The 26,814-nt window shown below is 41.4% G+C and carries 24 protein-coding genes; 20 read left to right on the plus strand and 4 right to left on the minus strand.

Annotated features, from left to right (window positions below; genetic code table 11):
• The first annotated feature begins 268 nt into the window (after positions 1–268).
• From F7732_RS01870 to pyrE, 13 genes are all read left to right on the plus strand, one after another.
• Positions 269–553, plus strand: coding sequence for a hypothetical protein (locus F7732_RS01870; RefSeq protein ID WP_151572003.1), 285 nt, complete (start codon positions 269–271; stop codon positions 551–553).
• A 76-nt stretch (positions 554–629) separates the two neighbouring features.
• Entirely contained in the window at positions 630–1,124 is a 495-nt protein-coding gene (gene lspA, locus F7732_RS01875) for a signal peptidase II (RefSeq protein ID WP_066446807.1), read from the plus strand.
• Positions 1,096–2,007: an RluA family pseudouridine synthase gene (locus F7732_RS01880; RefSeq protein WP_151572004.1), complete on the plus strand. Its 912-nt coding sequence runs from the start codon at positions 1,096–1,098 to the stop codon at positions 2,005–2,007. Before lspA ends, F7732_RS01880 begins: the two co-directional genes overlap by 29 nt.
• A 197-nt stretch (positions 2,008–2,204) precedes the next feature.
• Positions 2,205–2,753, plus strand: a complete 549-nt coding sequence (gene pyrR, locus F7732_RS01885; RefSeq protein ID WP_151572005.1) for a bifunctional pyr operon transcriptional regulator/uracil phosphoribosyltransferase PyrR — start codon at positions 2,205–2,207, stop codon at positions 2,751–2,753.
• Between the two features lie 153 nt (positions 2,754–2,906).
• Complete coding sequence (locus F7732_RS01890) at positions 2,907–4,211, plus strand: uracil-xanthine permease family protein (RefSeq protein ID WP_151572006.1); 1,305 nt, start codon at positions 2,907–2,909, stop codon at positions 4,209–4,211.
• 166 nt (positions 4,212–4,377) lie between these two features.
• Entirely contained in the window at positions 4,378–5,319 is a 942-nt protein-coding gene (locus F7732_RS01895) for an aspartate carbamoyltransferase catalytic subunit (protein ID WP_151572007.1), read from the plus strand.
• On the plus strand, positions 5,282–6,568 hold the full coding sequence (locus F7732_RS01900; RefSeq protein WP_151572008.1) for a dihydroorotase: 1,287 nt from the start codon (positions 5,282–5,284) through the stop codon (positions 6,566–6,568). The genes F7732_RS01895 and F7732_RS01900 overlap by 38 nt, the downstream gene beginning before the upstream one ends.
• On the plus strand, positions 6,565–7,653 hold the full coding sequence (locus F7732_RS01905) for a carbamoyl phosphate synthase small subunit (RefSeq protein WP_151572585.1): 1,089 nt from the start codon (positions 6,565–6,567) through the stop codon (positions 7,651–7,653). The genes F7732_RS01900 and F7732_RS01905 overlap by 4 nt, the downstream gene beginning before the upstream one ends.
• Entirely contained in the window at positions 7,650–10,862 is a 3,213-nt protein-coding gene (gene carB / locus F7732_RS01910; protein ID WP_151572009.1) for a carbamoyl-phosphate synthase large subunit, read from the plus strand. Before F7732_RS01905 ends, carB begins: the two co-directional genes overlap by 4 nt.
• Complete coding sequence (locus F7732_RS01915) at positions 10,859–11,641, plus strand: dihydroorotate dehydrogenase electron transfer subunit (RefSeq protein WP_151572010.1); 783 nt, start codon at positions 10,859–10,861, stop codon at positions 11,639–11,641. The genes carB and F7732_RS01915 overlap by 4 nt, the downstream gene beginning before the upstream one ends.
• Entirely contained in the window at positions 11,638–12,579 is a 942-nt protein-coding gene (locus F7732_RS01920; protein ID WP_151572011.1) for a dihydroorotate dehydrogenase, read from the plus strand. Before F7732_RS01915 ends, F7732_RS01920 begins: the two co-directional genes overlap by 4 nt.
• Positions 12,551–13,267 (plus strand): orotidine-5'-phosphate decarboxylase, encoded by a 717-nt coding sequence (gene pyrF / locus F7732_RS01925; RefSeq protein ID WP_151572012.1) that lies wholly within the window; start codon positions 12,551–12,553, stop codon positions 13,265–13,267. Before F7732_RS01920 ends, pyrF begins: the two co-directional genes overlap by 29 nt.
• On the plus strand, positions 13,264–13,899 hold the full coding sequence (pyrE, locus tag F7732_RS01930; RefSeq protein WP_151572013.1) for an orotate phosphoribosyltransferase: 636 nt from the start codon (positions 13,264–13,266) through the stop codon (positions 13,897–13,899). The genes pyrF and pyrE overlap by 4 nt, the downstream gene beginning before the upstream one ends.
• 193 nt (positions 13,900–14,092) lie before the next feature.
• On the opposite strand, the gene F7732_RS01935 is transcribed toward pyrE, so the two are convergent.
• The 4 genes from F7732_RS01935 to F7732_RS01940 all read right to left on the minus strand — a co-directional run bounded on the left by F7732_RS01935 (position 14,093) and on the right by F7732_RS01940 (position 17,583).
• Complete coding sequence (locus F7732_RS01935) at positions 14,093–14,395, minus strand: hypothetical protein (protein WP_151572014.1); 303 nt, start codon at positions 14,393–14,395, stop codon at positions 14,093–14,095.
• Positions 14,396–14,553: 158 nt separating this feature from the next.
• Positions 14,554–14,688, minus strand: coding sequence for a hypothetical protein (locus F7732_RS23180; RefSeq protein WP_275670913.1), 135 nt, complete (start codon positions 14,686–14,688; stop codon positions 14,554–14,556).
• 219 nt (positions 14,689–14,907) lie between these two features.
• On the minus strand, positions 14,908–15,030 hold the full coding sequence (locus F7732_RS23185; RefSeq protein ID WP_275670904.1) for a hypothetical protein: 123 nt from the start codon (positions 15,028–15,030) through the stop codon (positions 14,908–14,910).
• Positions 15,031–15,873: 843 nt separating this feature from the next.
• Entirely contained in the window at positions 15,874–17,583 is a 1,710-nt protein-coding gene (locus F7732_RS01940) for an Rqc2 family fibronectin-binding protein (protein WP_151572015.1), read from the minus strand.
• 311 nt (positions 17,584–17,894) lie between these two features.
• Here F7732_RS01940 and F7732_RS01945 point away from each other — a divergent pair, with 311 nt between their 5' ends.
• The 7 genes from F7732_RS01945 to priA all read left to right on the plus strand — a co-directional run bounded on the left by F7732_RS01945 (position 17,895) and on the right by priA (position 26,662).
• Positions 17,895–20,573: a calcium-translocating P-type ATPase, SERCA-type gene (locus F7732_RS01945; RefSeq protein WP_151572016.1), complete on the plus strand. Its 2,679-nt coding sequence runs from the start codon at positions 17,895–17,897 to the stop codon at positions 20,571–20,573.
• A 134-nt stretch (positions 20,574–20,707) separates the two neighbouring features.
• Positions 20,708–21,577 (plus strand): YicC/YloC family endoribonuclease, encoded by an 870-nt coding sequence (locus tag F7732_RS01950; RefSeq protein WP_151572017.1) that lies wholly within the window; start codon positions 20,708–20,710, stop codon positions 21,575–21,577.
• A 59-nt stretch (positions 21,578–21,636) separates the two neighbouring features.
• Positions 21,637–21,900, plus strand: coding sequence for an extracellular matrix/biofilm regulator RemA (gene remA / locus F7732_RS01955; RefSeq protein ID WP_066446766.1), 264 nt, complete (start codon positions 21,637–21,639; stop codon positions 21,898–21,900).
• 6 nt (positions 21,901–21,906) lie between these two features.
• Positions 21,907–22,524 carry a guanylate kinase gene (gene gmk / locus F7732_RS01960; RefSeq protein ID WP_066446765.1) on the plus strand — a complete coding sequence of 206 codons (618 nt, stop codon included), beginning with the start codon at positions 21,907–21,909 and terminating at the stop codon, positions 22,522–22,524.
• Positions 22,525–22,526: 2 nt separating this feature from the next.
• Positions 22,527–22,736 (plus strand): DNA-directed RNA polymerase subunit omega, encoded by a 210-nt coding sequence (rpoZ, locus tag F7732_RS01965; RefSeq protein ID WP_066446762.1) that lies wholly within the window; start codon positions 22,527–22,529, stop codon positions 22,734–22,736.
• A gap of 315 nt (positions 22,737–23,051) precedes the next feature.
• A complete protein-coding gene (coaBC, locus tag F7732_RS01970; RefSeq protein WP_151572018.1) occupies positions 23,052–24,260 on the plus strand; it encodes a bifunctional phosphopantothenoylcysteine decarboxylase/phosphopantothenate--cysteine ligase CoaBC in 1,209 nt (402 codons plus the stop codon).
• Positions 24,257–26,662: a primosomal protein N' gene (gene priA, locus F7732_RS01975; protein WP_151572019.1), complete on the plus strand. Its 2,406-nt coding sequence runs from the start codon at positions 24,257–24,259 to the stop codon at positions 26,660–26,662. The genes coaBC and priA overlap by 4 nt, the downstream gene beginning before the upstream one ends.
• Positions 26,663–26,814 lie beyond the last annotated feature (152 nt).

Raw genomic sequence — 26,814 nt, forward strand, 5'->3', positions numbered from 1 at the left:
TAGGGTAAAATCTCCGCTTATTTTCACTGGTTCCTCCCCGTGGAAACAAAGGTCTGCAGCGTAATGAAACGGACTGCTTTTGAAAGCTTCCTCTGCAATAACTGTTTTTCAAATAGCAATTTTCTTGTTGCAGTCATATATACATGTAACTTCTCTGTTGATTATTACCACCTCCGTCAAATGTTGTTCCTTATGTTAAATGTTTTCCCGTGTCATGCTCGTGCATGCGGAAAATAATATAAGAAACAAAATGAACGGAGGAAAAGATATGGATGCAAACATTAACGATCTTTATTCAGAACTCCGTAACACGAGACAAGAACTTTTAGAAAGGCTAATGAATGGTACCAGTAATCCGATAATTAAACCTATACTCCTCGAAGAACTGCACGATGTTGAAAGGACAATTGCAAAACTTGAACAAGGAAATTATGGCATGTGCGAGCTTTCGGGAGAACTTCTGCCAACAGAACTGCTAAAAGAAATTCCAACCCTACAGTCAAAAGACGACTACACAAGCCTAGGGAAATTTTATCGAAAAGCACTCTTTTAAAGAATGCTTACTGTTGCTTTCAGACTGTTTGTGCTAAAATGCTAAGGTAACGATATGAATTGTGGAGGTTGCCTTTGTGTTTTATTACATAATTACAGTATTTGTCATTGCGCTTGATCAGCTGACAAAATGGCTGATTGTCAAAAATTTTGAGCTTGGTGAAAGTGTTGAAATTATTGAAGATTTTCTGTATATAACATCCCATCGCAATCCTGGTGCTGCTTGGGGCATACTGGAAGGGCAAATGTGGTTTTTCTATATCATAACCGTTATTGTCATCATTGGAATAGTTTATTACATGCAAAAAGCGGCAAAAGGAAATCATCTGTTAGGTGTTTCCTTAGCATTAATGCTTGGCGGAGCGATAGGAAATTTTATTGATCGGGTTTTACATCAGGAAGTTGTAGACTTTGTTAATACGTATATCTTTTCTTATGATTTCCCTATTTTTAATGTAGCTGATGCCGCATTATGTATTGGTGTTGGAATGTTAATGCTGCAAATGATCTTAGAGGAAATAGCAGCCAAGAAGGAGAAAAAAGATGGAAAAAGTGGAACACATCGTTCTTGAAGAACAAGTAGGAGAAAGAATTGATAAGGTTCTTTCAAATGTAAATGAAGAATGGTCCCGAACACAAGTACAGCAGTGGATTAAAGAGAATTTGGTGCTTGTTAACGGGAAAACCATTAAAACAAATTATAAATGCAGTCTGAATGATCAGATTGAAATTACTTTGCCTGATCCAGAAGAGCTTGATATTGTAGCAGAGCAAATGGATCTGGAAATTTATTTTGAAGATTCGGATGTTCTTGTCGTTAATAAACCAAAAGGGATGGTCGTGCATCCTGCAGCTGGCCATCAAACGGGAACGCTTGTGAATGGGTTAATGGCGCACTGTACAGATCTTTCTGGCATTAATGGCGTAATGCGTCCTGGAATTGTTCACCGAATTGATAAAGATACTTCTGGTCTTTTGATGGTTGCTAAAAATGACATGGCTCATGAAAGTCTTGTCAATCAGCTTGTTGAAAAAACGGTTACCCGAAAGTATAAAGCTGTCGTACATGGTGTTATCCCGCATGATTATGGCACTATTGATGCTCCAATCGCACGTGATCCGAAAGATCGCCAAAGCATGGCAGTAGTGGATGAAGGCAAGCATGCTGTTACACATTTTCGGGTACTCGAACGTTTTGAGAACTTCACACTCGTTGAATGTCAGCTGGAAACAGGGAGAACGCATCAAATCCGTGTTCACATGAAATATATTGGCTACCCTCTTGCTGGTGATCCGAAATATGGGCCAAGGAAAACAATTGATTTCAATGGACAAGTTCTGCATGCAGGAGTATTAGGATTTGATCACCCCCGCACGGGTGAGTATATCGAGTTTGAATCACCAATTCCAACTGATTATGCTGAACTGCTTGACTCTTTAAGAAATAACCGTTGACAAAATTCGATAAGTGCTATATGATAAACACAGTTGAATAAGTCCTTTAAGACAGTCCAGTGAGGCTGAGAAGGAGTCGGATTAGAATCATTACATGCTCAGTTTATGTGTGTGTGAATTCTGCAAATCTACCCTCTCGCCGCACAGTGAGAGGGTTTTTTGTTTGGACGATGATAAGACATGATGAGGTGAATATAATGCCGCAAAAGGCGATTGTCTTAGATGAACAAGCTATCCGCAGAGCATTAACCAGAATTGCTCATGAAATAATTGAAAAAAATAAAGGAATTGAAGGCTGCATATTAATCGGGATTAAAACTCGAGGAATATATTTAGCTAACCGGCTTGCTAAAAGAATCGAAGAGATTGAAGGAGCACAAATTTCGGTTGGTGAACTAGATATCACGTTATATCGTGATGATTTAACAAAAAAGACGCCAAACGAAGAGCCGCTTATAAAAGGCTCCAGTATTCCAATCGATATAAAAGATCAAAAGGTTATTCTTATAGACGATGTTTTATACACAGGCAGAACAGTAAGAGCTGCATTGGATGCACTTATTGATCTTGGACGTCCATCCTCCATTCAGCTTGCCGTTCTTGTTGACCGCGGTCATCGCGAGCTGCCGATCAGAGCTGACTTTGTCGGCAAGAATATCCCGACATCGAGCTTGGAGAAAATTGTCGTCGAACTAAAAGAAGTTGACGAAAGCGATCAAGTCAGCATATACGAAAACAACAACTAAAAATTTCATACCCTTTTTAAAAGCAGTCCCGTGAGGCTGACAAAGGGGAACCGGCAAGAGAATTGTCTTTCTTTTGCTGTGCTCTTAAACCCTCTTTGCAGCCTTACGCAAAGAGGGTTTTTTACTTAAATGAATGTAAAGGGAGAGAGCCTTATGAGAAATCCAGTTTTAGATATTAATGATAAACCATCACCGTTTCAATGGCTTACACTTAGCTTACAGCACTTATTCGCCATGTTTGGTGCAACCGTACTTGTTCCATTTTTAGTCGACTTGAGCCCCTCGATGGCTCTGATTTCAAGTGGGCTTGGAACGCTGGCTTTCCTCATAATTACGAAATTTCAAGTACCAGCCTATCTTGGCTCATCCTTCGCGTTCATTGCTCCGTTAATAGCGGCTCAAGAGCATGGAGGTCCTGGTGCAGCCATGATCGGAACGTTTATAGCAGGTCTGGTATACGGAATTGTAGCCTTAATCATAAAAAAAGCAGGCTTCCGCTGGATTATGAATGTTTTACCTCCAATTGTTGTCGGACCAGTCATTATCGTCATTGGCTTAGCACTTGCCGGTACGGCAGTTGGCATGGCCATGAATAACCCTGCAACAGAAGAATACAGCTTGCTGCACTTTTCAGCAGCAATTGTAACGCTTACGGCAACAATCCTCTTCTCGATTTACGGTAAAGGCATGGTTGGAATGGTGTCTATACTTGCAGGAATTATCGTTGGCTATATCTACTCAACGGCAATCGGAATTGTGGATTTCTCAGGAGTAAGAGAAGCAAAATGGCTTGAAATGCCAGACTTTATCTTCCCGTTTGTTCATTACGATATTAGCATTACATCGACATTAATACTTCTTATGGCGCCAGTAGCAGTGGTAACAATCTCTGAGCATATTGGACATCAGCTTGTCCTTGGTAAGGTTGTAGGCAAGAATTATATAAAAGAACCAGGTTTACACCGCTCAATTTTAGGAGACGGAACAGCTACAATGGTTTCCGCTTTAATTGGCGGACCGCCGAAAACAACGTATGGAGAAAATATCGGTGTGCTGGCCATTACAAAGGTATACAGCGTGTATGTCCTCGCAGGAGCAGCGGTTTTTGCCATCCTGTTCGGCTTCATCGGGAAAATTACAGCTCTGATCTCATCCATTCCATCTCCAGTAATGGGAGGCGTATCGATTCTGCTGTTTGGAATCATTGCTTCATCTGGTTTAAGAATGTTAGTTGACAGCAAGGTTGATTTTGGAAATAACCGCAACCTTGTCATCTCATCAGTTATCCTGGTTATAGGAATTGGCGGAGCGCATATCGCCATTGGAAACTTTACACTTGAAGGAATGGCACTTGCTGCAATCAGCGGTGTGTTATTAAACCTGATCCTTCCAGGAAGAGAAAAAATAGAAGATAATATGTTTGATGAAAGCGAATCTCACGATCATGATGTGGCATAACGCCTTTTAAGAAAAGTCCAGAGAGGCTTACAAGGGTGTTGAAGCACATTAGGTATATCAGGGGAAGTATACCCGTATGCCTAAAACCTTCAACTCTTCAGCACCCTGACCAAAAATGTCAGGGTGCTTATTTTTATATCAAGAGGAAAAGGAAGGGGTTATACCTATGGAAAATCATTTGCTGACCATGACTGAACTTACTAATCATGAGATAGAAATTATTTTAGCTGACGCCCAGCATTTTATTGATGGGGGAACATGGACACCTGCCAATAAAACCTTTGTGGCAAATTTGTTTTTTGAAAACAGCACAAGAACAAAATGCAGTTTTGAAGTAGCAGAACGCAGGCTGGGCCTTGATATCATTCCTTTTGAAGTAAGCACTTCAAGTGTGTCAAAAGGTGAGTCACTATATGACACCGTGAAAACCTTAGAAGCGATCGGCGTCAATGCCGTCGTCATCCGCCATCAAGAAGATCGCTATTTTGATCAATTAACTGGTAAAACGGATGTAGCGATTTTAAATGGCGGCGACGGCTGCGGGCATCACCCTACACAATCATTGCTGGATCTCTTGACGATTAAGCAGGAATTCGGAGGATTTGCCGGTCTAAAGGTAGCGATCATCGGTGATATCCGTCATAGCCGAGTGGCAAGATCAAATGCAGAAAGTTTGACTAGATTAGGTGCAGAAGTGGTTTTTTCAGGACCGGAGTTTTGGTTTGATGAAGAGATGATGAAAGAATGCAGCTACGAAAATATTGATGAGGCAATCGCAACGGCAGATGTGGTCATGCTGCTAAGAATTCAGCACGAACGACATGCTGATCAGTCAGGGATGACAGCAGAAGACTATCATCATGCATATGGCTTGACGCTTGAGCGCGAGAAGCGCATGAAAAAAGGAAGCATCATAATGCATCCCGCACCCGTCAACCGCGACGTCGAAATTGCAGATTCTTTAGTAGAATGTGAACGCTCAAGAATTTTTAAGCAAATGAAAAATGGTGTATACATCAGAATGGCTGTTTTAAAAAGATCAATTGAAAATGGGAAAGGAAGTGCAAACTATGTCAATTCTAATCAAACATGCACAGTTGCTAACTAAAGAAGGAGAGCTTCAGCAGTCAGATGTGCTGATCAGAGATGGAAAGATTGCCGAAATCGCAAAAGAGATCAAGAGCGAAGCCGAGCAAAATATTGATGCAAGCGGGCTAGTCCTATCCCCTGGTTTCATTGATTTGCATATCCACTTGCGCGAGCCTGGCGGTGAGCATAAAGAAACGATTGAAACAGGAACACACGCTGCTGCAAGGGGTGGCTTTACAACTGTTGCAGCCATGCCGAATACGCGTCCAGTGCCAGACAGCAAGGAACAAATGGAATGGATGCAGAAAAGAATTGCTGAAAGTGCTGCCGTGAAGGTGCTGCCGTATGCATCTATAACAGTAAGAGAAGCTGGAAAGGAATTAACCGATTTCCAAGCACTGAAGGAAGCTGGAGCATTTGCTTTTACAGATGATGGTGTTGGTATTCAATCTGCCGGAATGATGTTAGAAGCAATGAAAAAAGCAGCTGCAGTCAATATGGCGATTGTGGCTCACTGTGAAGAAAATACCTTAATTAATAAAGGATCTGTCCACGAAGGAATTTTTTCTGAGAAAAATGGATTAAATGGCATTCCTTCTGTGTGTGAATCTGTACATATTGCAAGAGACGTTCTGCTCGCTGAAGCAGCAGACTGTCATTATCATGTTTGTCATATCAGTACAAAAGAGTCTGTCCGAGTAGTCAGAGATGCAAAACGGGCAGGGATTAAAGTAACAGCGGAGGTAACACCTCATCACCTTCTTCTGTGTGATGAAGATATTCCATCTTTGGATACGAATTATAAAATGAATCCGCCGCTAAGAGGAGCAGAAGACCGACAGGCACTTATTGAAGGGCTTTTGGACGGCACGATTGATTTTATCGCAACAGACCATGCCCCGCATTCAAGCGAGGAAAAAGCGGAAAGCATGCAATTAGCACCGTTTGGCATCGTAGGCTTGGAAACAGCGTTCCCGCTTCTATATACGCACTTAGTTCAAAAAGGAATTCTATCCTTACAGCAGCTGATTGATTTTCTAACGAAAAAACCAGCTGAAACCTTTAGTTTAGCATCTGGCACGCTGGAAGCAGGAGCAGCGGCAGATCTTGTATTGCTGGATTTAGAACAAACGGAAGAGATCAAACCTGAAACCTTTTTATCAAAAGGAAGAAACACACCATTTGCAGGCTGGGAATGCACGGGCTATCCAGCTATGACGATTTCAGAAGGAAAAATTGTATGGGAAAGAGAGCGTGTGACATCATGAAAAGACAATTAATCTTAGAAGATGGAACGATTTTTATCGGAGAAGGCTTTGGCGGAGATCGAATGCTTAGCGGAGAGGTCGTTTTTAATACTGGAATGACCGGCTATCAGGAAATACTCTCAGACCCATCTTACTGCGGACAGATTGTAACCTTAACATATCCTTTAATCGGAAACTATGGCATTAACCGCGACGATTTTGAAAGCATTAACCCTGCCATCAGCGGGTTAATCGTCAAGGAAGCAGCAGACTTCCCATCCAACTGGCGCAATGAACGCTCATTGGACAATTTTCTTAAGATGCGCAATATCCCTGGCATTTCAGGAATTGATACGAGAAAACTGACAAGAATCATTCGCAAGTACGGCACATTAAAAGGAATCATCTGCAGATTAGAAGAAAATTCAGAAGATGTGATCGAAAAGCTGCGCTCCACTTCACTAAGAACAGACCAAGTGAAGCAGGTTTCTACCAAAACAGCTTATCCAAGTCCAGGCCGCGGCAGAAGAGTGGTACTGGTTGATTACGGAATGAAGCACGGCATTTTGCGTGAATTGAATAACAGAGGCTGTGATGTGATTGTTGTCCCGTATCATACTACAGCTGAGGAAATCTTAAATCTAAGCCCTGATGGCGTCATGCTGTCTAACGGACCTGGTGACCCAAAGGATGTTCCGGAAGCGATCAGTATGATCCAGGGCTTGCTTGGAAAGGTACCATTGTTTGGCATCTGTCTTGGACATCAATTATTTGCCCTTTCTTGTGGAGCAAATACAGAGAAAATGAAGTTCGGACACCGCGGTTCCAATCATCCGGTAAAAGATTTAGCAACAGGCAAGGTTGCACTGACTTCTCAAAATCACGGATATACAGTGAACGAGACCTCTTTAGAGAATACAAGATTAGCAGTTACACATATTGCCTTAAATGATGGCACGATTGAAGGGTTAAAACATAAAGATTATCCGGCATTCACGGTCCAGTACCATCCAGAAGCTTCACCAGGACCAGAAGATGCAAATGGACTTTTTGAACAATTTCTAGCAATGATTGAATCTGACAAATTGGAAGGTGTAAACAAATGACAAAGCGTACAGATATAAAAAGCATTCTCGTCATCGGATCAGGCCCGATCGTAATCGGCCAGGCTGCAGAATTTGATTATGCAGGAACACAAGCTTGTATTGCCTTAAAGGAAGAAGGCTACAAAGTTATTCTAGTAAACTCCAATCCTGCTACCATTATGACTGACACAGAAATAGCAGATGCCGTTTATATCGAACCGCTTACGCTTGAATTTGTAAGCCGAATTATCCGCAAAGAAAGACCAGATGCACTTGTGCCGACTTTAGGCGGACAGACAGGACTCAATTTAGCAGTCGAATTATCGAAATCCGGCGTGCTGGAAGAGTGCGGAGTTGAAATTCTCGGCACAAAGCTAACCGCAATTGAAAAAGCAGAGGACCGAGACCTTTTTAGAAACTTAATGCATGAACTGGGTGAGCCTGTCCCAGAGAGCGATATTATTCACAATCTCGCAGAAGCTTATACATTTGTCGAGCGTGTCGGATACCCTGTTATTGTCCGTCCAGCCTATACATTAGGCGGCACTGGCGGCGGAATTTGCCAGGATGAAGAAGAACTGATCGAAATTGTTACAAGCGGTTTAAAAAATAGTCCCGTAACACAGTGTCTGCTTGAAAAAAGCATTGCCGGCTACAAGGAAATCGAATACGAAGTGATGCGTGACTCAAACGATAATGCAATCGTAGTTTGTAATATGGAAAACATTGATCCAGTTGGCGTTCATACAGGCGACTCGATCGTCGTTGCACCAAGCCAAACTTTAAGCGACAGAGAATATCAGCTCCTGCGCAATACGTCTTTAAAAATCATTCGTGCGCTTGAGATTGAAGGTGGCTGTAATGTGCAGCTTGCCCTAGATCCTTATAGCTTCAATTATTACATCATTGAAGTAAATCCAAGGGTAAGCCGTTCATCTGCACTTGCTTCAAAAGCTACAGGCTATCCAATTGCAAAGCTTGCTGCAAAAATCGCTGTTGGGCTGACACTGGATGAAATGATGAATCCTGTTACAGGAAAAACATATGCAAGCTTTGAGCCAGCATTAGATTATGTGGTTTCAAAGATTCCGCGCTGGCCATTTGATAAATTTGAATCGGCCAACCGTACACTGGGAACGCAAATGAAAGCAACAGGAGAGGTTATGGCAATCGGGCGCACGTTTGAGGAATCCCTTCTAAAAGCGATTCGCTCATTAGAGGCCAATGTATTTCATCTGGCTTTAAATGATGCAGACTGCATTAATGATGCCCTTCTGGAAAAACGGATTAGAAAAGCTGGTGATGAGCGTTTATTTTATATCGGTGAAGCATTAAAACGCGGAATCACAATTGAAACCATTCATGAGTGGTGTGAAATTGACCTGTTCTTCCTGCATAAATTTTCAAAAATTATTGCTTTTGAACAACAAGTAAAGGATCATCCATTCCAGTATGATACTGCGAAAAAAGCGAAGGAAATGGGCTTTGCCGATTCAGTGATCGCGAAGCTATGGAATTGCACGGAACTGGATGTATACGAGTGGAGAAAAGAACAGAATTTAATGCCGGTATACAAAATGGTTGATACATGTGCTGCTGAATTCGAATCAGAAACACCATATTACTACGGCACATATGAAGAAGAGAACGAATCGATTGTAACAGAGAAAAAGAGTGTCATTGTCTTAGGATCTGGTCCAATCCGCATTGGGCAGGGAATTGAATTTGATTATTCAACCGTTCATGCTGTATGGGCAATTAAACAAGCTGGCTACGAAGCGATTATCATCAACAACAACCCAGAAACGGTTTCTACTGATTTCAGTATTTCAGATAAGCTATATTTTGAGCCATTGACGATTGAAGATGTCATGCACATTATTGATCTTGAACAGCCTGAAGGGGTAGTCGTTCAATTCGGCGGTCAGACAGCCATTAACCTTGCCGATCAATTAGTGGCAAGAGGCGTGAAAATCTTAGGTACAACTCTTGAAAATATGGATCGTGCAGAGAACCGCGACAAGTTCGAACAAGCCTTAACAGAGCTGCAAATTCCGCAGCCAAAAGGAAAAACAGCGAAGTCGGTTGAGCAAGCGGTTCTGATCGCTTCTGAAATTGGCTATCCAGTGCTTGTAAGACCATCGTACGTTCTGGGCGGAAGAGCAATGGAGATCGTTTATAAAGAGGAAGAATTATTGCACTACATGAAAAACGCAGTAAAAGTAAATCCCGAACATCCTGTGTTAATCGACCGCTACTTAACAGGCAAAGAAATCGAAGTGGATGCGATTTGTGATGGAGAAACAGTGGTAATCCCTGGAATCATGGAGCATATCGAAAGAGCTGGTGTGCACTCAGGCGACTCCATTGCTGTGTACCCGCCGCAAAATATCTCTGCAGCTGTAAAAGAAAAGCTAATCACTTATACAGAAAAGCTTGCAAAGGGATTAGGCATTGTTGGGCTGTTAAACATTCAATATGTTGTCGCAAAAGAAGAGGTGTATGTGCTTGAAGTCAATCCGCGTTCAAGCCGGACCGTTCCATTCTTAAGCAAAATAACAAATGTGCCAATGGCCAATCTGGCAACAAAAGTCATTCTGGGAGAATCATTAAAAGAACTAGGCTATTCAACTGGACTTGTACCAGAACGTTCAGGCGTATATGTTAAGGTTCCGGTCTTCTCTTTTGCTAAATTAAGACGTGTTGACATTACACTTGGACCTGAAATGAAATCAACTGGAGAGGTAATGGGTAAGGATACAACACTTGAAAAAGCATTGTATAAAGGCCTTGTTGCTTCCGGTATGAACATTCATAAGTTTGGTACAGTGTTAATGACGGTTGCAGACAAAGATAAGGAAGAGGCACTGCAGCTTGCAAAAAGATTCGTTTCAATCGGCTATAGAATCATGGCTACAAGCGGAACAGCTGAAGTGTTAGAAGCAAACGGCATCCCTGTTGATGTAACAGACAAAATTGGTTCTGAAGGTCCGAACCTGCTCGATGCCATCCGGAATGGCGGAGCGCAAATTGTCATTAACACGCTGACAAAAGGAAAGCAGCCGCAGCGTGATGGCTTCCGAATCCGCCGTGAATCTGTTGAAAATGGTGTACCATGCTTAACTTCACTTGATACTGCTTCAGCGATTTTACAAGTAATTGAATCAATGAACTTTTCTGCTGAAGCAATGAGCCATCCAGAGGCAGGACAGGAGGCAGTGCTCGTATGATCAAACAGGAGCTATGTAAGGTTGTCAGCCAATCTCAAATAGCAAAGGATATTTATGAGCTCACCCTTAGTGGTGAGCTTGTCCGCGAAATGAACGAACCAGGTCAATTTGTTCATTTGAAAACAGGCGGAGAATTCGGCCCACTGTTAAGAAGACCGATCAGTATTTCAAGCATCAGCAAGGACACCAAGGAATTTACGATGATCTACCGTGCAGAAGGCAAAGGAACAAAGCTTTTATCTGAAAAAAGTTCAGGAGATTTTGTAGATGTACTGGGTCCACTAGGGAATGGTTTTCCAGTAGAAGCGAGTGAGCAGGGAGATACTGTTCTGCTGGTTGGCGGTGGTATTGGTGTTCCTCCGCTTTATGAGCTTTCAAAGCGTCTTACAGCTGCCGGCTTCACTGTTACACATATTTTAGGCTTTCAAAATAAAGAAGCTGTTTTTTATGAAGAGTATTTTAAGAGTTTAGGTGAAACCTATATTGCAACGGCAGATGGAAGCTATGGAACAGCCGGATTTGTTACAGATGTTATAGCAAACGAGGATGTAAATTTTGATATCCTATACGCATGCGGACCCACTCCGATGCTAAGAGCTCTGGAAACTTCTTATGGAAAGAATAAAAAGGTTTACTTATCACTTGAGGAGCGGATGGGCTGTGGCATTGGTGCGTGCTTTGCTTGCGTTTGCCATACAGCGGATGATCCAACTGGCTACACATATAAAAAAGTCTGCAGTGACGGTCCCGTCTTTAAATCAGGGGAGGTTGTTCTATGAAATCATTAGAAATCAGCTTGCCGGGTCTTTCCTTAAAAAATCCGATCATGCCTGCATCCGGCTGCTTTGGTTTTGGCAGAGAATACAGCGGTTTATATGACTTAAATCAGCTTGGCGCGATCATGATCAAAGCAACAACCCTTGAACCGCGTTTTGGCAATCCAACTCCTCGTGTAGCAGAAACAACAGCAGGCATGCTCAACGCAATCGGCCTGCAAAATCCGGGATTGGATAAAGTGCTGAATGAAGAACTGCCTTGGTTAGAACAATTTGATGTTCCGATTATCGCCAATGTTGCTGGTTCGCTGGAAGAGGATTATGTAGAAGTTGCAAAGGAAATCTCGAAAGCGAAAAACGTGCATGCCCTCGAATTAAATATATCTTGTCCGAATGTGAAAACAGGCGGCATTGCCTTTGGTACGATCCCAGAGGTGGCAAAAAACTTAACAAAAAAGGTGAAGGAAGTTTCGGAAGTTCCAGTTTACGTCAAACTTTCCCCTAATGTGACGAACATTGTGGAGATGGCGAAAGCAGTTGAAGACGGCGGTGCTGACGGATTAACGATGATCAACACCTTATTGGGCATGCGTCTTGATCTGAAAACGGCTCAGCCGATCCTTGCGAATAAATCAGGAGGATTATCAGGTCCAGCTATTAAACCAGTTGCGATTCGAATGATTCATGAAGTGAGCCAGCATGTTTCACTGCCAATCATCGGCATGGGCGGGGTACAGAGTGCTGAAGATGTGATTGAGTACTTTTATGCAGGTGCAAGTGCAGTAGCCGTTGGAACAGCCAACTTTGTCGATCCATTTGTATGTCCGAAGATCATTGAAGAACTTCCAGTGTTGTTGCAGGAATTAGGATTTGATCATATTTCAGAATGTACAGGAAGGAGCTGGGGCAAACATGAAAAACTCGCTTATCATCGCGCTTGATTTTACAGGAAAAGAAGAAGTGAACAGATTTCTTTCAAAGTTTAACGATGAACAGCTGTTTTTAAAAGTAGGGATGGAGCTTTTTTATCAGGAAGGGCCGAGGATTGTCCAAGAATTAAAAGAAAAAGGCCACCAAATTTTCCTGGATTTAAAGCTTCATGATATTCCGAACACAGTAGGAAAAGCGATGGAACGCCTTGCTCGTCTGCAGATCGATCTAGTGAATGTTCATGCTGCCGGCGGGAAGGAAATGATGGAGAGAGCACTTGCTGGTTTAGAGGCAGGTACGTCATCTGGCCAAAAACGTCCACACTTAATTGGAGTTACCCAGCTGACAAGTACATCTGAAGAACAAATGCAAAAAGAGCAGCTTATTACAGCCAGCTTGAAAGAATCTGTCTTACAATATGCTAGCTTAACGAAAGAAGCAGGCTTAGATGGAGTCGTATGCTCGGCATATGAATCAGAGGAAATTAAAAAGCTGCTCGGCAGTGAATTCTTAACCGTGACTCCTGGAATCCGCACCGCAGCTGATGAACAGGGTGATCAAAAAAGAATCGCTACACCTGCATTTGCAAAAGAGGCAGGCGCTTCAGCAATTGTAGTTGGCAGGTCGATCACGAACGATCCTAATCCGCTTGAAAAATATAAACAAATGAAATCACAATGGGAGGGCGTACTACAATGAAAAAAGAAATTGCGCAAAGCTTACTGGATATTGGGGCCGTTGCTCTAAGTCCAAACGATCCATTTACTTGGTCTTCTGGACTGCGCTCGCCGATTTACTGTGATAACCGTTTAACATTGTCTTATCCAGCAGTGCGCAAACAAGTGGCAGCCGGCTTAAAACAAATCATTGAAGAACAATTCCCAGAAGCGGAATTAATCGCAGGCACAGCTACAGCTGGCATCCCGCACGCTGCCTGGGTAAGTGACCTGATGGATTTGCCAATGTGTTATGTGCGCTCAAAGGCAAAAGGACATGGAAAAGGCAAACAAATTGAAGGCAAAGCTACAGTCGGCCAAAAGGTCGTAGTGATTGAAGACTTAATTTCAACTGGAGGCAGTGCAATTACAGCTGTCGAAGCATTGCGCGAAGAAGGACTAGAAGTGCTTGGTGTTGCTGCAATCTTTACATATGGACTGACAGCTGGTACAGAAAAGCTGGGTGCTGCTGGCGTAACTGCCCATGCATTAAGTGATTTTGAAACACTAGCAGAATTGGCCGAGGCAAAAGGTCATATCGAAGAAAAAGATGTGAAAAGCCTGGCACAATGGAGAAAAGACCCGGAAGCTTGGGGGAAGGCTGTTCAGTCATAATAAAGTGAATACTTGTTAAGTAGTTTCGGTAACGTGGGAAATTTAAAAATGTTCCATAAATAACATAGATTATTGAATGGCGAATAACAAGGTGAAAAATAATACAATCGTATAGTAAAAGCTTGAGGGAACTTAGCAGCCTCAAGCTTTTTTTCTTCTTTGATATGATGGTTTTATTTAATTTAAGCACATGTTAGTTAAAGTGGAAATTTATAAACGGAGGTAATAATATAAGAATAATTGAACTAAAAATAAGGATTCGAGAAACTATTTTCGGCAGTTTTTCTCTACCTTCTCCTTTATACCATCCGCTAAATTGCAATTTATTTCGATACAGTACGAAAAACAGAATAAAAATAGCCAGAAAACCCATCCAACCATATTTTTCAGTATCAATACCAATTTCTAAATATACCCGTCCAAAAAAATTCCCTAGTAAGCCACCGACAATGGCAAAAATGAAGATTATGCGTATTAACTCAAATAAGACTCTCATTCCAATCTCCTGCCATTTATTTTTATTGAACTTTACCAATTATTGAACTAAGCGGTCCCGTTTCTTTCATAAGCAAGATTTCTCTAATTACAGGAAAGCTGTCCCTATACTCAAAAAAAGAGTGAGATTTATATTGATACTAATTATGATTACTGAAATCAACCAAATATCCAAACTATCAAATACATTGGTACAGCAACAATTATTATTCCTGTAAGTAAATAGCTAATCGACCCTATAATGTTTTTAAAAATATCAAATATCGCCCCTGCTAAATCATCCACAAAATTCAATTATAAAGCCCCTCCCTGAGAGGAATTTTGTTAATTCAACAATAACATAATTTTCCTTTGTAGAAATTAAATTTATATTTAGCGGTCCTCATCTTAACTATCCTGACACTTCACTTAGTGATCAATGTCAACATGTTTTACAATTGAAAAAATCCATGTTCTAATGTGATCTAAACTGTGTATAGTAGAAGAATTGTGTAAGATGCGAATAAATACTTCTTAGGTTAAATCCTCTGCATCATTTTGATTTCCAGAAAAACAGACAAGAAATAGATATACCTCCAGATAATGGCCATTATAGAGTTGATGAATCATATATTCTAAATCTTCATGTTCAGGCAAAAATGATTTCCCCCTTTCTTTTTTATGTCTAATCTAACTTGAATGAGCCTACTTAAAAGTTAAAAGAATTTGTTAATTTATATTTTCTTTGGAATATTTATTTTTCCTCTAAATACAAAGAGAGTTAATGAAATGAGTTGACCACTCAGGTAAAAATAGAAAAACCGTAATTTTGATATAATAATTCAAAATTACGGTTTGTTTTTACGCTTGAAAATTTTTCATTAACTTTATTCCTGCCCCTTATTGAAAGAAACTCTTAAACACTACGCTGACAGTTTTAGGGAATTATCGTCGGTTCTAATTCGCGAGCCTTCATGGTTAAGTCCGATCGCTGAATTACACTTCGGTTATGTTTCCCGTACATCCATGTTTGAGGCCATTTCAGGAATTACTATTGGATTCTAATTCCCGAACATCCATGTTTGAGGCCATTTCAGGAATTACTATTGGATTCTAATTCCCGAACATCCATGGTTGAGGCCATTTCAGGAATTACTTTTGGATTCTAATTCCCGAACATCCATGGTAGAGGCCGTTTCAGGAATGAGTCTTGGATTCTAATTCCCGAACTTCCAGGGTTGAGACCATATCAGGAATAACTCTTGGATTCTAATTCCCGAACTTCCAGGGTTGAGGCCGTTTTAGGAATGAGTCTTGGATTCTAATTCCCGAACTTCCATGGTAGAAACCGTTTCAGGAATGAGTCTTGGATTCTAATCCCTAAATTTCCATGGTTGAGACCATATCAGGAATGACTCTTGGATTCTAATTCCCAAATCAAATTAATAAACGTTTTTCAAGAATTGCCTACCCAAACTCTATTTCACACAACATCTCTAATCATTTTTTCAACCGCAAAACCTCATCCTCACTAGGTGTCACATAAACAGTCTGCTGCTGTTCATAGATTACGTAACCTGGTTTGGCTCCATTTGGTTTTTTTACATGGCGAACCCGTGTGTAATCAACTGGAACAGAGCTGGAGCTGCGTGCTTTACTGAAGTATGCAGCAAGGACAGCCGCTTCAAGGATCGTTTCGTCACTAGGCTCTTTGGTGCGGATTACCACGTGTGAACCAGGGATATCCTTTGTATGAAGCCAGATTTCATCACGGCCAGCAAGTTTGTTTGTTAGGTAGTCGTTTTGTTTGTTGTTTTTGCCAACCAGTATTTCTGTTCCATCCCCAGCTGTGTATGTATCTAGAGTAGGTTTGACATTTTGCTGTTTTTTGCCGTTTCGTTTTTGCTTTTGCTTGATATAGCCTTCTTCCATTAGCTCTTCCCGTATTTCTTCGATATCCCTTGGTGAAGCTGTTTGGATTTGCTGCAGCAGGGTATCAAAATATGCCGCTTCTTCCTTTGCTTTGTCAATTTGCTCATGCACGATAGCAATGGAGTTTTTCGCTTTCGTGTACCTCTTAAAATAGCTTTGCGCATTTTCTGAAGGCGTTTTTTTAGGGTCAAGCGGAATCTCAGCAGTTGCGCCGTTTTCATCATAATAATTAATCACTTCTACGCTTTTCATGCCTTTTTCGATGCTGTACATGTTTGCCGTAATGAGCTCTCCAAAGAGCTGATGCTGATCTGCATTTGCAGCTTCTGTTAATGTGCGTTCTAACTTCTTAATTTTCTTCTCGTTTTTCTCTTTTTCCGTCTGCATAAAACGTTCCAAATCGCTTGATTGCTGCTTTACCCGGTCGCGCTCCGCTTTTCCAAAATAAAAACGGTCAAGCATTGCACTTAAGGATGGAAAAGAATAAGATTGGCCGTTGGCATGTTCGAGCGGAAACAAATAGAAGCTTTCTTTGTTTTCATTCACTGTTATAGCAGGTGAATAGGCGTGTTCTTCCACCTTTTTCAAAAGTGTTATGAAAGCTTTTGGTATGGTCGTCCGGTTTGCAAGTCCTGCATGGAACAATGCTTCTTTAGCAAGCAAAGGTGACAGACCGCTGAAAGCTGCAACAAGCTGTTTATCAATTTTCCCGCTGTTAAAATCGATCTTTCTTAAAATATCATCTTCATTTGCAGCAAAGGGATTTGCTTTATGCTGTGCAGGCGGAAGTTTGTATTCCTGGCCAGGCAAAAGGGCGCGGTGGCTATTGATGGCAAAGGATACATGCTTGATGCTGTCCAGAATCATATTTCTTTCTTTATCAACAAGCGTAATATTACTGTGACGTCCCATAATTTCTACAATAAGCTGTTTACTTGAGACATCGCCGATTTCGTTTCTTCCTTTAACCTCAAAAATGATAATCCGGTCCAGTTCAACTTGGTGAACATTTTCTAAAATGTATCCTTCCAGATGCTTGCGCAGCAGCATGCAAAACATTGGGGGTGTGGAAGGGTTATCGTATGCTTCATTTGTGAGCTGAACGCGTGCATAGCTTGGATGTGCTGAAAGCAGGAGTTTATGATTTTTTCCGCCCGCTCTGATCATTAATATAATCTCATTTTTATAAGGCTGATGAACCTTGTTGATTCTTCCGCCTGTTAATGACTCTGACAATTCCTTTGTCATCGCCCTTGTAAATAAACCATCAAAAGACATGCAAAACATCCTCTACTGTAAATTTCTATTCATATGTATAAATTATTAGTTATTCCTAGAGAAGCGCCTTCCGCTTTTCTACATGTCCAGCTCCAGCGGGTAGCCCCTCTTGGGTCTAAGTCAATCTGTCCAGAAGGTTAAAGAACAACCTTCTAGCCATCTTGCCTTATGCTTGTCGGGGCTGGGCAACCCGCTTCCGCTTTTCTAATAATCATAGCATTTTTTTGGACAAGAATGAATATGCTTTGATGAGAGCTTTGGTTTGTACAATTTATGCTGGTGATTAGATAAGGGGGAAGTGTGATGTCCGGATGAAGTTCCATGAAATGAATGAGCGAGAGGTTGAGCAGGCTCTAAGCAGCAGTATGAAGGAAGGCTTAACTGAAGATGATGCAAGGAAACGACTCAAACAATACGGATATAATGAATTAGAAGAAGGAGAAAAGCAATCCGCTTTGCTCTTATTTTTTAGTCAGTTTAAAGATTTTATGGTTATTGTCCTGCTGGCAGCAACCCTTATTTCCGGATTGCTCGGTGAATATATTGATGCGATTGCCATCATTGCCATAGTCATCGTGAATGGATTTTTAGGATTTTACCAGGAGCGCAGAGCAGAAAAATCGCTGGATGCATTGAAAGAGTTATCAGCACCGCAGGTAATGGCTTTAAGAGACGGAGAATGGGTTAAGATTCCTTCAAAAGAAGTGGTGCCCGGTGATTTACTGAAGTTTACCTCAGGTGACCGTGTTGGTGCTGACTTGAGGATCATTGAATCTAACAGCTTAGAAATTGAAGAATCTGCTTTAACAGGAGAGTCACTGCCTGTTTCTAAATCAGTTGGCAGTATCAAAGCAGCCAACATTGGCATCGGTGATATGGAAAATATGGCCTTCATGGGCACGATGATCACACGCGGCAGCGGATTAGGACTAGTAGTCGGAACAGGAATGAAAACGGCTATGGGGCAAATTGCAGACCTTCTGCAAAGTGCTGAAACCATGATTACTCCATTGCAGAGAAAACTGGAGCAGCTTGGAAAAATTCTAATTGTGGCAGCGCTGCTGTTAACCGTTTTAGTGGTGGCAGTAGGGGTGATTCAGGGTCAGGAATTATATACGATGTTCTTAGCGGGAGTCAGCTTGGCGGTAGCAGCCATTCCTGAAGGGCTGCCAGCCATTGTAACGGTCGCTCTGTCCTTAGGTGTTCAGCGGATGATAAAGAAAAAGGCGATTGTTCGGAAGCTTCCTGCGGTTGAGACACTTGGCTGTGCTTCTGTTATTTGTTCTGATAAAACAGGAACGATGACACAGAACAAAATGACGGTAACGGATATTTGGTCCGGCGGTAAGCAGTGGAAAGTAGACGGAGTCGGCTATGAGCCGCAAGGCCAGTTTTACCGCAATGAATCAAGGATTGATCCAAAAGATGATAAAACTCTGCAGCAAATGCTGATGTTTGGCATGCTGTGTAATCACGCGGAAGTAAAGCAGAAGGAAAAGGAATATATTGTTGATGGTGATCCAACTGAAGGTGCATTATTAGTTGCTGCTATGAAAGCAGGATATAACCGCGGCAGTCTTTTAAACCAATTCAGTATTATTAACGAATTTCCATTTGATTCAACAAGAAAGATGATGAGTATCGTTGTTAAAGATCAAAATGGCCGCCAATTTATCGTAACTAAAGGGGCGCCAGATGTATTAGCAGGTGTCAGTGATTCAATTTTATGGGACGGCAGACGTCAGCTGCTGTCTAAGGAAATGGCAGGAAACATTCATCATGCCATTGAACAGCTCGCTTCGAATGCACTAAGAACGATTGCGATTGCATTTAAAGAGGTACCTGCAAACACAGTTATTTTAGAAGAAAGTGAAGCAGAGAAGAATTTAACCTTTATCGGTTTGCAGGGGATGATTGATCCGCCTCGTCCTGAAGTGAAACAAGCTGTTAAGGAATGTAGGGAAGCAGGCATTAAGACCGTGATGATTACTGGAGATCATGTGATTACGGCTACTGCAATTGCGAAGCAGCTTGGTATTTTAACAGGATCTTCAAAGGTTATGGAAGGTAAATCACTGGCAGATATGTCAGTAGAAGAGCTTGAAGATGTGGTTGAAGATGTTACAGTTTTTGCTCGTGTTTCGCCTGAACACAAATTAAAAATTGTTAAAGCGCTGCAAAATCGCGGTCATATTGTTGCGATGACTGGAGATGGCATCAATGATGCACCAGCGATTAAGGCTGCAGATATTGGCATTGCGATGGGAATTACAGGAACAGATGTTGCTAAAGAAGCATCCTCACTTGTACTGCTAGACGATAACTTTGCAACAATCAAGTCAGCAATCAATGAAGGACGGAATATTTACGAAAACATCCGCAAATTTATTCGCTATTTGCTGGCATCGAATGTAGGAGAAATCTTAGTAATGCTTTTTGCGATGCTGCTTGCCCTCCCGCTGCCGCTCGTTCCAATTCAGATACTTTGGGTTAATCTTGTAACAGATGGATTACCGGCAATGGCCCTGGGACTTGATAAGCCTGAGGATGATGTGATGAAGCGGAAACCGCGCAATCCAAAAGAAGGTGTCTTTTCAAGAGGACTTGGCTGGAAGGTTGTCTCAAGAGGGTTTCTGATAGGGATTGTTACGCTGCTCGCTTTTATTTTTGCTTATGAAGCGCATCCTGACCATCTTGCCTATGCGCAAACTGTTGCATTTGCAACATTGGTGATGGCACAACTGATTCATGTGTTTGATTGCCGAAGTGAAAAGTCCGTGCTGTCGCGTAATCCGTTTGGCAATAAATACTTAGTTTGGGCCGTTATTTCTTCAGTTCTGCTCATGCTTGCCGTTATTTATTATCCGCCGCTGCAGCCAATTTTCCATACGGTTGCAATTGAGGCGAAGGATTGGCTAATGATCTTAGGTTTATCAGCGGTTCCAACATTTTTGCTTGCCTTTTCATTTTTGCTAAGTAAAAAGAAATAAAGTATGATATAATCCTTAAGGTAGTAGAGATGTGCTCTATTACCTTCTTTTTTATTTTAACGAGATTACCGCCGGCACATTGGCAGATATACATACATATTTAGAATGTTGTTTTATAAAGGAAGTGTATATAAATGGTCAGAAGTATGACTGGTTTCGGCCGCAGTAAAAAGGAACATGATCTTTTTACAATTACGATCGAGATCAAAACGGTCAATCATCGATTTGCAGAATATATGATGCGTTTGCCAAAGCAATATGTACACTTTGAGGAAAAAGTAAAAAAACGGCTTTCAAAATCGATTAAACGTGGTAGAATAGAAATATTTTCAGCAGTGACAAAAGAAGGCGATTCCGCTAAGGATATGGTGATTGATTGGCCGCTGCTGCATCAGTATTATGAAAACATGAAGAAAATCAGTGAAAAATACGAGCTTCCAGGCCTTACAGTACAAGATTTAATGCGAGAAGAGTTTTTGTACATAGAAGAAAGCGAAGTATCCACAGATGAATTCGAGCCCCTGTTTATTGAAGCTGTTGAGGAAGCATGCCAGCAGCTTGTTGCTATGAGAATGGCAGAAGGAGAAGAACTGAAAAAGGATTTTCTTAACTTGCTTTCACTTCTGCAAAGTTGTGTATCACAATTAAAAGAATATGCACCATCTGTTGTATTAAAGTATGAGGAACGCTTAAAAAAGAAAATGCAAGAATATTTGTCAGGCGAATTGGATGAGTCGAGAATTGCAGCTGAGGCCGCTATATTTGCAGATAAATCCGATATAAATGAGGAATTAACAAGATTGCAAAGTCATATTCATCAATTCAGGCAAACCTTAGAAACAGAAGGTTCTATAGGCAGAAAGCTAGATTTCCTGCTTCAGGAAATGAATCGTGAAGCCAATACGATCGGCGCAAAAGCAAATGATGCCCACATTGCTTCCGAAGTGGTAGAAATGAAGAGCCTGCTGGAAAAAATGAAGGAACAAGTTCAAAATATTGAATAGAAGTTGTTTATGAACGGCCGTAAACGGCAAAAATAAATAACTGATGATTGGAGGACACTATGTCAATCAAATTAATTAACATTGGATTTGGAAACATTGTTTCTGCCAATAGGATTATATCCATCGTCAGCCCTGAATCGGCCCCTATTAAAAGAATCATTCAAGATGCTCGTGACCGGGGATCTTTAATAGATGCGACATACGGGAGAAGAACAAGAGCTGTCATTGTGATGGACAGTGACCATGTTATTCTATCGGCTGTACAGCCAGAAACTGTTGCGGCTAGATTATATGATCGCGATGAAATTGTAGAGGAAGGATAGAACAGGATGAAAAATGAAAAAGGATTGCTAATTGTCCTATCCGGTCCATCAGGTGTCGGCAAAGGAACAGTCAGGAAAGAAATTTTTTCCCAGCCTGACACAGCTTTTGAATACTCCATTTCCATGACAACCAGAAACCCGCGCGAAGGCGAAGTGGATGGCGTGGATTATTTTTTTAAATCAAAAGAAGATTTTGAACAGCTGATTAAAGATGACAAGCTTCTGGAATATGCTGAGTTTGTCGGCAATTATTATGGCACCCCTGTAGATTATGTGAGAGAAACGATCAATCAGGGCAAGGATGTTTTCCTTGAAATTGAAGTACAGGGTGCACGCCAAGTGCGTGAAAAATTCCCAGACGGATTATTCATCTTTCTCGTTCCTCCAAGCTTGTCAGAATTAAAAAATAGAATTGTGACAAGAGGAACAGAAACCATTGATGTGATCAACAATCGCATGAATGCTGCAAAAGAAGAAATCGAAATGATGAATTTGTACGATTATGTGGTTGAAAATGATCAAATTGACCTTGCTTGTGAAAGAATTAAAGCAATTGTTGTGGCAGAACATTGCCGCAGAGAACGAGTAGAGCCAAGATATATTAAAATGCTGGAGGTAGAATAAACATGCTTGATCCATCTATTGATTCTTTAATGACAAAAATTGATTCTAAATATTCCTTAGTATCTGTAGCAGCGAAACGCGCTCGCCAGCTTCAGATAAATCCAGAGTACCAGCTCAGCAACTACATTTCTCATAAGAATGTAGGAAAAGCGCTGGAAGAAATTAATGCAGATGAGCTTCTTTACCGCCTTAAAGAAGACAGTACGGATTGATTGTAAAACCTGTCTTGCTGTTATAAAATAATGTTGAACATGCAGGCTGCGTCTTGTGTCAGTCTAACCGTACAGCAAAGAAAACCTCGAAATAACAACCTCTAAACAAGGTTGTTATTTTTATTGGCTTTTTTAAAAAATGCAGATAAAAGCGAGTTGGTGCGAGCGAAAAGAAAGATAAACGCTCTATATCAAATGACTCAGCAGCATATTTCTTCTCTTTTACTGCGAAAATCATGAAATTGATGAAATAAATCCACTGTTCGATGATAATAGAAGAAAGAATGGCGAACTGTTTAAATGGGGGGAACGAATATGCTTAATGGAAAAAAGATTCTGCTCTGTGTGACTGGCGGGATTGCTGTTTATAAAGCTGCAGCACTCACTAGCAAGCTTACACAAGCGGGAGCAGACGTAAAAGTGATCATAAGCGACTCAGCCCAAAAATTTGTTGCACCGCTCACGTTCCAAGCATTGTCGCGAAATGATGTCTATTACGATACATTTGATGAAAAAGATTCAAAAGTGATTGCACATATTGATCTTGCAGATTGGGCAGACCTTATTTTAATCGCCCCTGCCACAGCAAACATTATTGGAAAACTGGCAAACGGCATTGCTGATAATATGATTTCGACTACATTGCTGGCGGCAACAGCGCCGATCTGGATAGCGCCTGCCATGAATGTTCATATGTACGCTCATCCGGCAGTTCAAAAAAACATCCAAACATTAGCTGACTTTGGCTATTCCTTTATTGAACCAAGTGAAGGCTATCTTGCTTGCGGTTATATTGGAAAAGGCAGACTGGAAGAGCCTGAGAAAATTGTAGAACATATGAATTCATATTTTTCTAGTCAAAAAAAACCCCTGTCCGGTAAAAATATTGTAGTTACGGCAGGGCCAACCCGGGAGAAAATTGATCCGGTCCGCTATCTGACCAATCATTCGTCAGGAAAAATGGGCTATGCTATTGCAGAAGCTGCTAAAAAGCTTGGAGGGAATGTGACCCTTATATCAGGACCCGTTTCCATTCAGCCTCCGGCTGGTGTTAAGGTTGTTAAAGTAGAGAGTGCAGAAGAAATGTATCAAGCAGTCCTAAAGGAATATGATCATGCGCAAATCGTGGTCAAAACCGCTGCGGTGGCCGATTACAGACCTAAACATGCTTCTGATCAAAAGATAAAAAAACAACCCGGAGAAGAAGTTCTGCAGCTTGAACGAACTAAAGATATTTTGTATGAACTGGGACAAAAAAAGCAAGATCAGCTCTTAATAGGATTTGCTGCTGAAACAGATCATCTTGAGGAATACGCCTCCAAAAAGCTGAAAAAGAAGAATGCTGATATGATCGTTGCAAATAATGTGAAAACAGAAGGTGCAGGATTTGGAACAGATACGAATATTGTCACTCTCTATAAAAAGGACGGAAGTGTAATTGAACTGCCGCTCCTCGACAAAAAGACAGTTGCAATAAAAATTCTAGAGGAAGCTTGCCTTCTGCTGGGAGCAAATGAGGAATGAATGTTGCAAGTGTCATTGTAGATGTTCCAGCCAAACAAACGGACAAGCCTTTTGATTATCTGATTCCAGAACACCTTATAGAAATCATTAAGCCTGGAATGCGGGTGATCGTCCCATTCGGGCCCAGAAAAATACAAGGCTTTGTTGTAGGTATTAAGGCAGAATCAGACTTTAAGTCTTTAAAAGAACTGATCGAGCCGATGGACCTTAATCCGATCTTAAATAAGGAATTACTTTCCCTTGGAGACTGGCTATCAAATCATACTCTCAGTTATAAGATTTCAGCATATCAAGCGATGCTTCCAGCTGCTTTAAAAGCAAAATATGAAAAAAAACTAAAGCGGATTGATGCTATTGAAGAACTTGATCCTTCTATAAAGTTGCTTTTTTCAGATAGTGATAGTATCACTTGGGAAGAAGCAATAGCCCATGTATCTATACGTACACTGCAAAGAGCGGTATCAGAGAGCAGTATTGAACTTATATATGAAGTAAAAGAACGTGTGAAAAAGAAGAAATTAAAGGCCATCTATTGTCCAGATCGTGCCCAGCTGGAAAATTGGAAAAAATCGCTGCCAGCAAATGCAGCAAAACAAAAAGAAGTATTATCCTATTTTCTGAAACAGGAAGGACCTGTATTTCAAAAGGAAGTCGAAGACATATTAGAAGTGTCTTCGGCTGTGATCAAAGGCCTTGTGAAAAAGGAAATGTTGTCTGAAACATATTTAGAAGTGTACAGGGACCCTTTTGCCGAGCGCCAGTTTTCCAGTACGGTTCCCCTTTCTTTAACAGAGGAGCAGCATAACGCGATTATTCCAATTTGGAATTCTGTTGAACAGCATGAACATGAGGTGTTTCTTCTATATGGTGTAACGGGAAGCGGGAAAACGGAAGTATATTTACAATCGATTCAGCGTGTGCTCGAACAGGGCAGAGAAGCGATTGTGCTGGTCCCTGAAATCTCATTAACACCGCAAATGGTTACTAGATTTAAAGGCAGATTCGGCGATAAAGTAGCTGTTTTGCACAGCGGGCTTTCTGCTGGAGAAAAATATGATGAATGGCGGAAGATTCAGCGCAAAGAAGTCAGTGTTGCGGTTGGAGCACGTTCAGCTATTTTTGCTCCTTTTGAAAATCTAGGCATAATCATTATTGATGAAGAACATGAAACTAGCTATAAGCAGGAGGAAAACCCAAGGTACCATGCACGGGATGTGGCGATTGAAAGGGCGAAAACGTATCGCTGTCCAGTCGTGCTCGGCAGTGCAACACCTGCTCTTGAAACATTTGCACGAGCGCAAAAAGATGTATATAAGCTGCTCAAGCTTCCAAAAAGGATGAACAACCAAGCTCTGCCGGCTGTTACGATTATTGATATGAGAGAGGAGCTGCGCGAAGGGAACCGTTCGATGTTTTCCAGGGTGCTGCTCGATCAATTAAAAGAACGTATTGAAAAGAAAGAACAGACTGTTCTATTTTTAAACAAAAGAGGTCACTCTTCCTTTGTTATGTGCAGAGACTGCGGTTATGTCATCAACTGCCCAAATTGTGATATCTCACTAACATATCATCAATACAGCAGACAAATGAAATGCCATTATTGCGGACATGAGGACCATGTTCCATCAGTTTGTCCAGAATGCCAAAGTGAACATATCCGATATTTTGGCACAGGTACACAAAAGGTGGAAGAGGAGCTAGTGAAGGTTCTGCCTGAAGCAAGAGTCATCCGAATGGATGTGGATACAACAAGCAGAAAAGGGGCACATGAAAAACTGCTGAACCAATTCCAGGAGGGACAAGCAGATATTTTGCTTGGCACACAGATGATTGCCAAAGGCCTTGATTTTCCGAACATCACGCTTGTAGGCGTTCTTTCAGCGGATACGATGCTCCATTTGCCTGATTTCCGTTCCTCGGAAAAAACCTTTCAGCTCTTAACGCAAGTAAGCGGGCGAGCAGGCAGGCATCAATTGGAAGGGGAGGTTATCATCCAAACGTACACACCTGAGCATTATAGTGTAGAACTTGCTGGTACACAGGATTATGACCTTTTTTATGATAAGGAAATGATGATCCGCAAAATTCATAAATATCCGCCTTTCTATTATATATCCTTAATAACTGTCAGCCATGAACAGCTGATGAAAGCAGTGGCAGTGACAGAAAAAATTACAGGATGGGTGAGAGCAAAGCTATCAGACGAAGCAGTTGTTCTTGGACCGGTAGCATCGCCTATTCCCCGTATCAACAATAGATATCGATATCAATGTCTGGTAAAATACAAACGGGAACCACAGCTTAATGGCGCGCTAAAAACAGTCCTTGACCAATATCAGCAAGAAATAGCCACCGGCGGCCTGCAAATATCCATTGACGTCAACCCGTATATTTTAATGTAGTAATTATAAAACGATTACTGTTTCTAAAGAGAAAGACGATCAGCAGACTACTCTTTGATTGGAACGGAATGGTGCGAGACTCCTGCGGGACGAGTGGGGAGCTGAGACCCCTCAGGAGCGTAGCGACGAGGAGGCTCAGCACCCGCCCCGCC

The sequence above is a fragment of the Bacillus mesophilum genome, from assembly GCF_008923265.1.
Lineage (GTDB): Bacteria > Bacillota > Bacilli > Bacillales > Cytobacillaceae > Cytobacillus > Cytobacillus mesophilum.

What these genes read in the sequence shown, in the direction of transcription:
- F7732_RS01915 (WP_151572010.1), top strand. Translation starts at nt 10,859, where the DNA reads ATGATCAAACAGGAGCTATGTAAGGTTGTCAGCCAATCTCAAATAGCA.
- priA (WP_151572019.1), top strand. Translation starts at nt 24,257, where the DNA reads ATGAATGTTGCAAGTGTCATTGTAGATGTTCCAGCCAAACAAACGGAC.
- F7732_RS01880 (WP_151572004.1), top strand. Translation starts at nt 1,096, where the DNA reads ATGGAAAAAGTGGAACACATCGTTCTTGAAGAACAAGTAGGAGAAAGA.
- F7732_RS01940 (WP_151572015.1), bottom strand. Translation starts at nt 17,583, where the DNA reads ATGTCTTTTGATGGTTTATTTACAAGGGCGATGACAAAGGAATTGTCA.
- F7732_RS01920 (WP_151572011.1), top strand. Translation starts at nt 11,638, where the DNA reads ATGAAATCATTAGAAATCAGCTTGCCGGGTCTTTCCTTAAAAAATCCG.
- remA (WP_066446766.1), top strand. Translation starts at nt 21,637, where the DNA reads ATGTCAATCAAATTAATTAACATTGGATTTGGAAACATTGTTTCTGCC.
- coaBC (WP_151572018.1), top strand. Translation starts at nt 23,052, where the DNA reads ATGCTTAATGGAAAAAAGATTCTGCTCTGTGTGACTGGCGGGATTGCT.
- F7732_RS01890 (WP_151572006.1), top strand. Translation starts at nt 2,907, where the DNA reads ATGAGAAATCCAGTTTTAGATATTAATGATAAACCATCACCGTTTCAA.
- F7732_RS01900 (WP_151572008.1), top strand. Translation starts at nt 5,282, where the DNA reads ATGTCAATTCTAATCAAACATGCACAGTTGCTAACTAAAGAAGGAGAG.
- gmk (WP_066446765.1), top strand. Translation starts at nt 21,907, where the DNA reads ATGAAAAATGAAAAAGGATTGCTAATTGTCCTATCCGGTCCATCAGGT.
- F7732_RS01895 (WP_151572007.1), top strand. Translation starts at nt 4,378, where the DNA reads ATGGAAAATCATTTGCTGACCATGACTGAACTTACTAATCATGAGATA.
- F7732_RS01935 (WP_151572014.1), bottom strand. Translation starts at nt 14,395, where the DNA reads ATGAGAGTCTTATTTGAGTTAATACGCATAATCTTCATTTTTGCCATT.
- F7732_RS01950 (WP_151572017.1), top strand. Translation starts at nt 20,708, where the DNA reads ATGGTCAGAAGTATGACTGGTTTCGGCCGCAGTAAAAAGGAACATGAT.
- F7732_RS01945 (WP_151572016.1), top strand. Translation starts at nt 17,895, where the DNA reads ATGAAGTTCCATGAAATGAATGAGCGAGAGGTTGAGCAGGCTCTAAGC.
- carB (WP_151572009.1), top strand. Translation starts at nt 7,650, where the DNA reads ATGACAAAGCGTACAGATATAAAAAGCATTCTCGTCATCGGATCAGGC.
- F7732_RS01905 (WP_151572585.1), top strand. Translation starts at nt 6,565, where the DNA reads ATGAAAAGACAATTAATCTTAGAAGATGGAACGATTTTTATCGGAGAA.
- pyrE (WP_151572013.1), top strand. Translation starts at nt 13,264, where the DNA reads ATGAAAAAAGAAATTGCGCAAAGCTTACTGGATATTGGGGCCGTTGCT.
- pyrF (WP_151572012.1), top strand. Translation starts at nt 12,551, where the DNA reads ATGAAAAACTCGCTTATCATCGCGCTTGATTTTACAGGAAAAGAAGAA.
- rpoZ (WP_066446762.1), top strand. Translation starts at nt 22,527, where the DNA reads ATGCTTGATCCATCTATTGATTCTTTAATGACAAAAATTGATTCTAAA.
- F7732_RS01870 (WP_151572003.1), top strand. Translation starts at nt 269, where the DNA reads ATGGATGCAAACATTAACGATCTTTATTCAGAACTCCGTAACACGAGA.
- pyrR (WP_151572005.1), top strand. Translation starts at nt 2,205, where the DNA reads ATGCCGCAAAAGGCGATTGTCTTAGATGAACAAGCTATCCGCAGAGCA.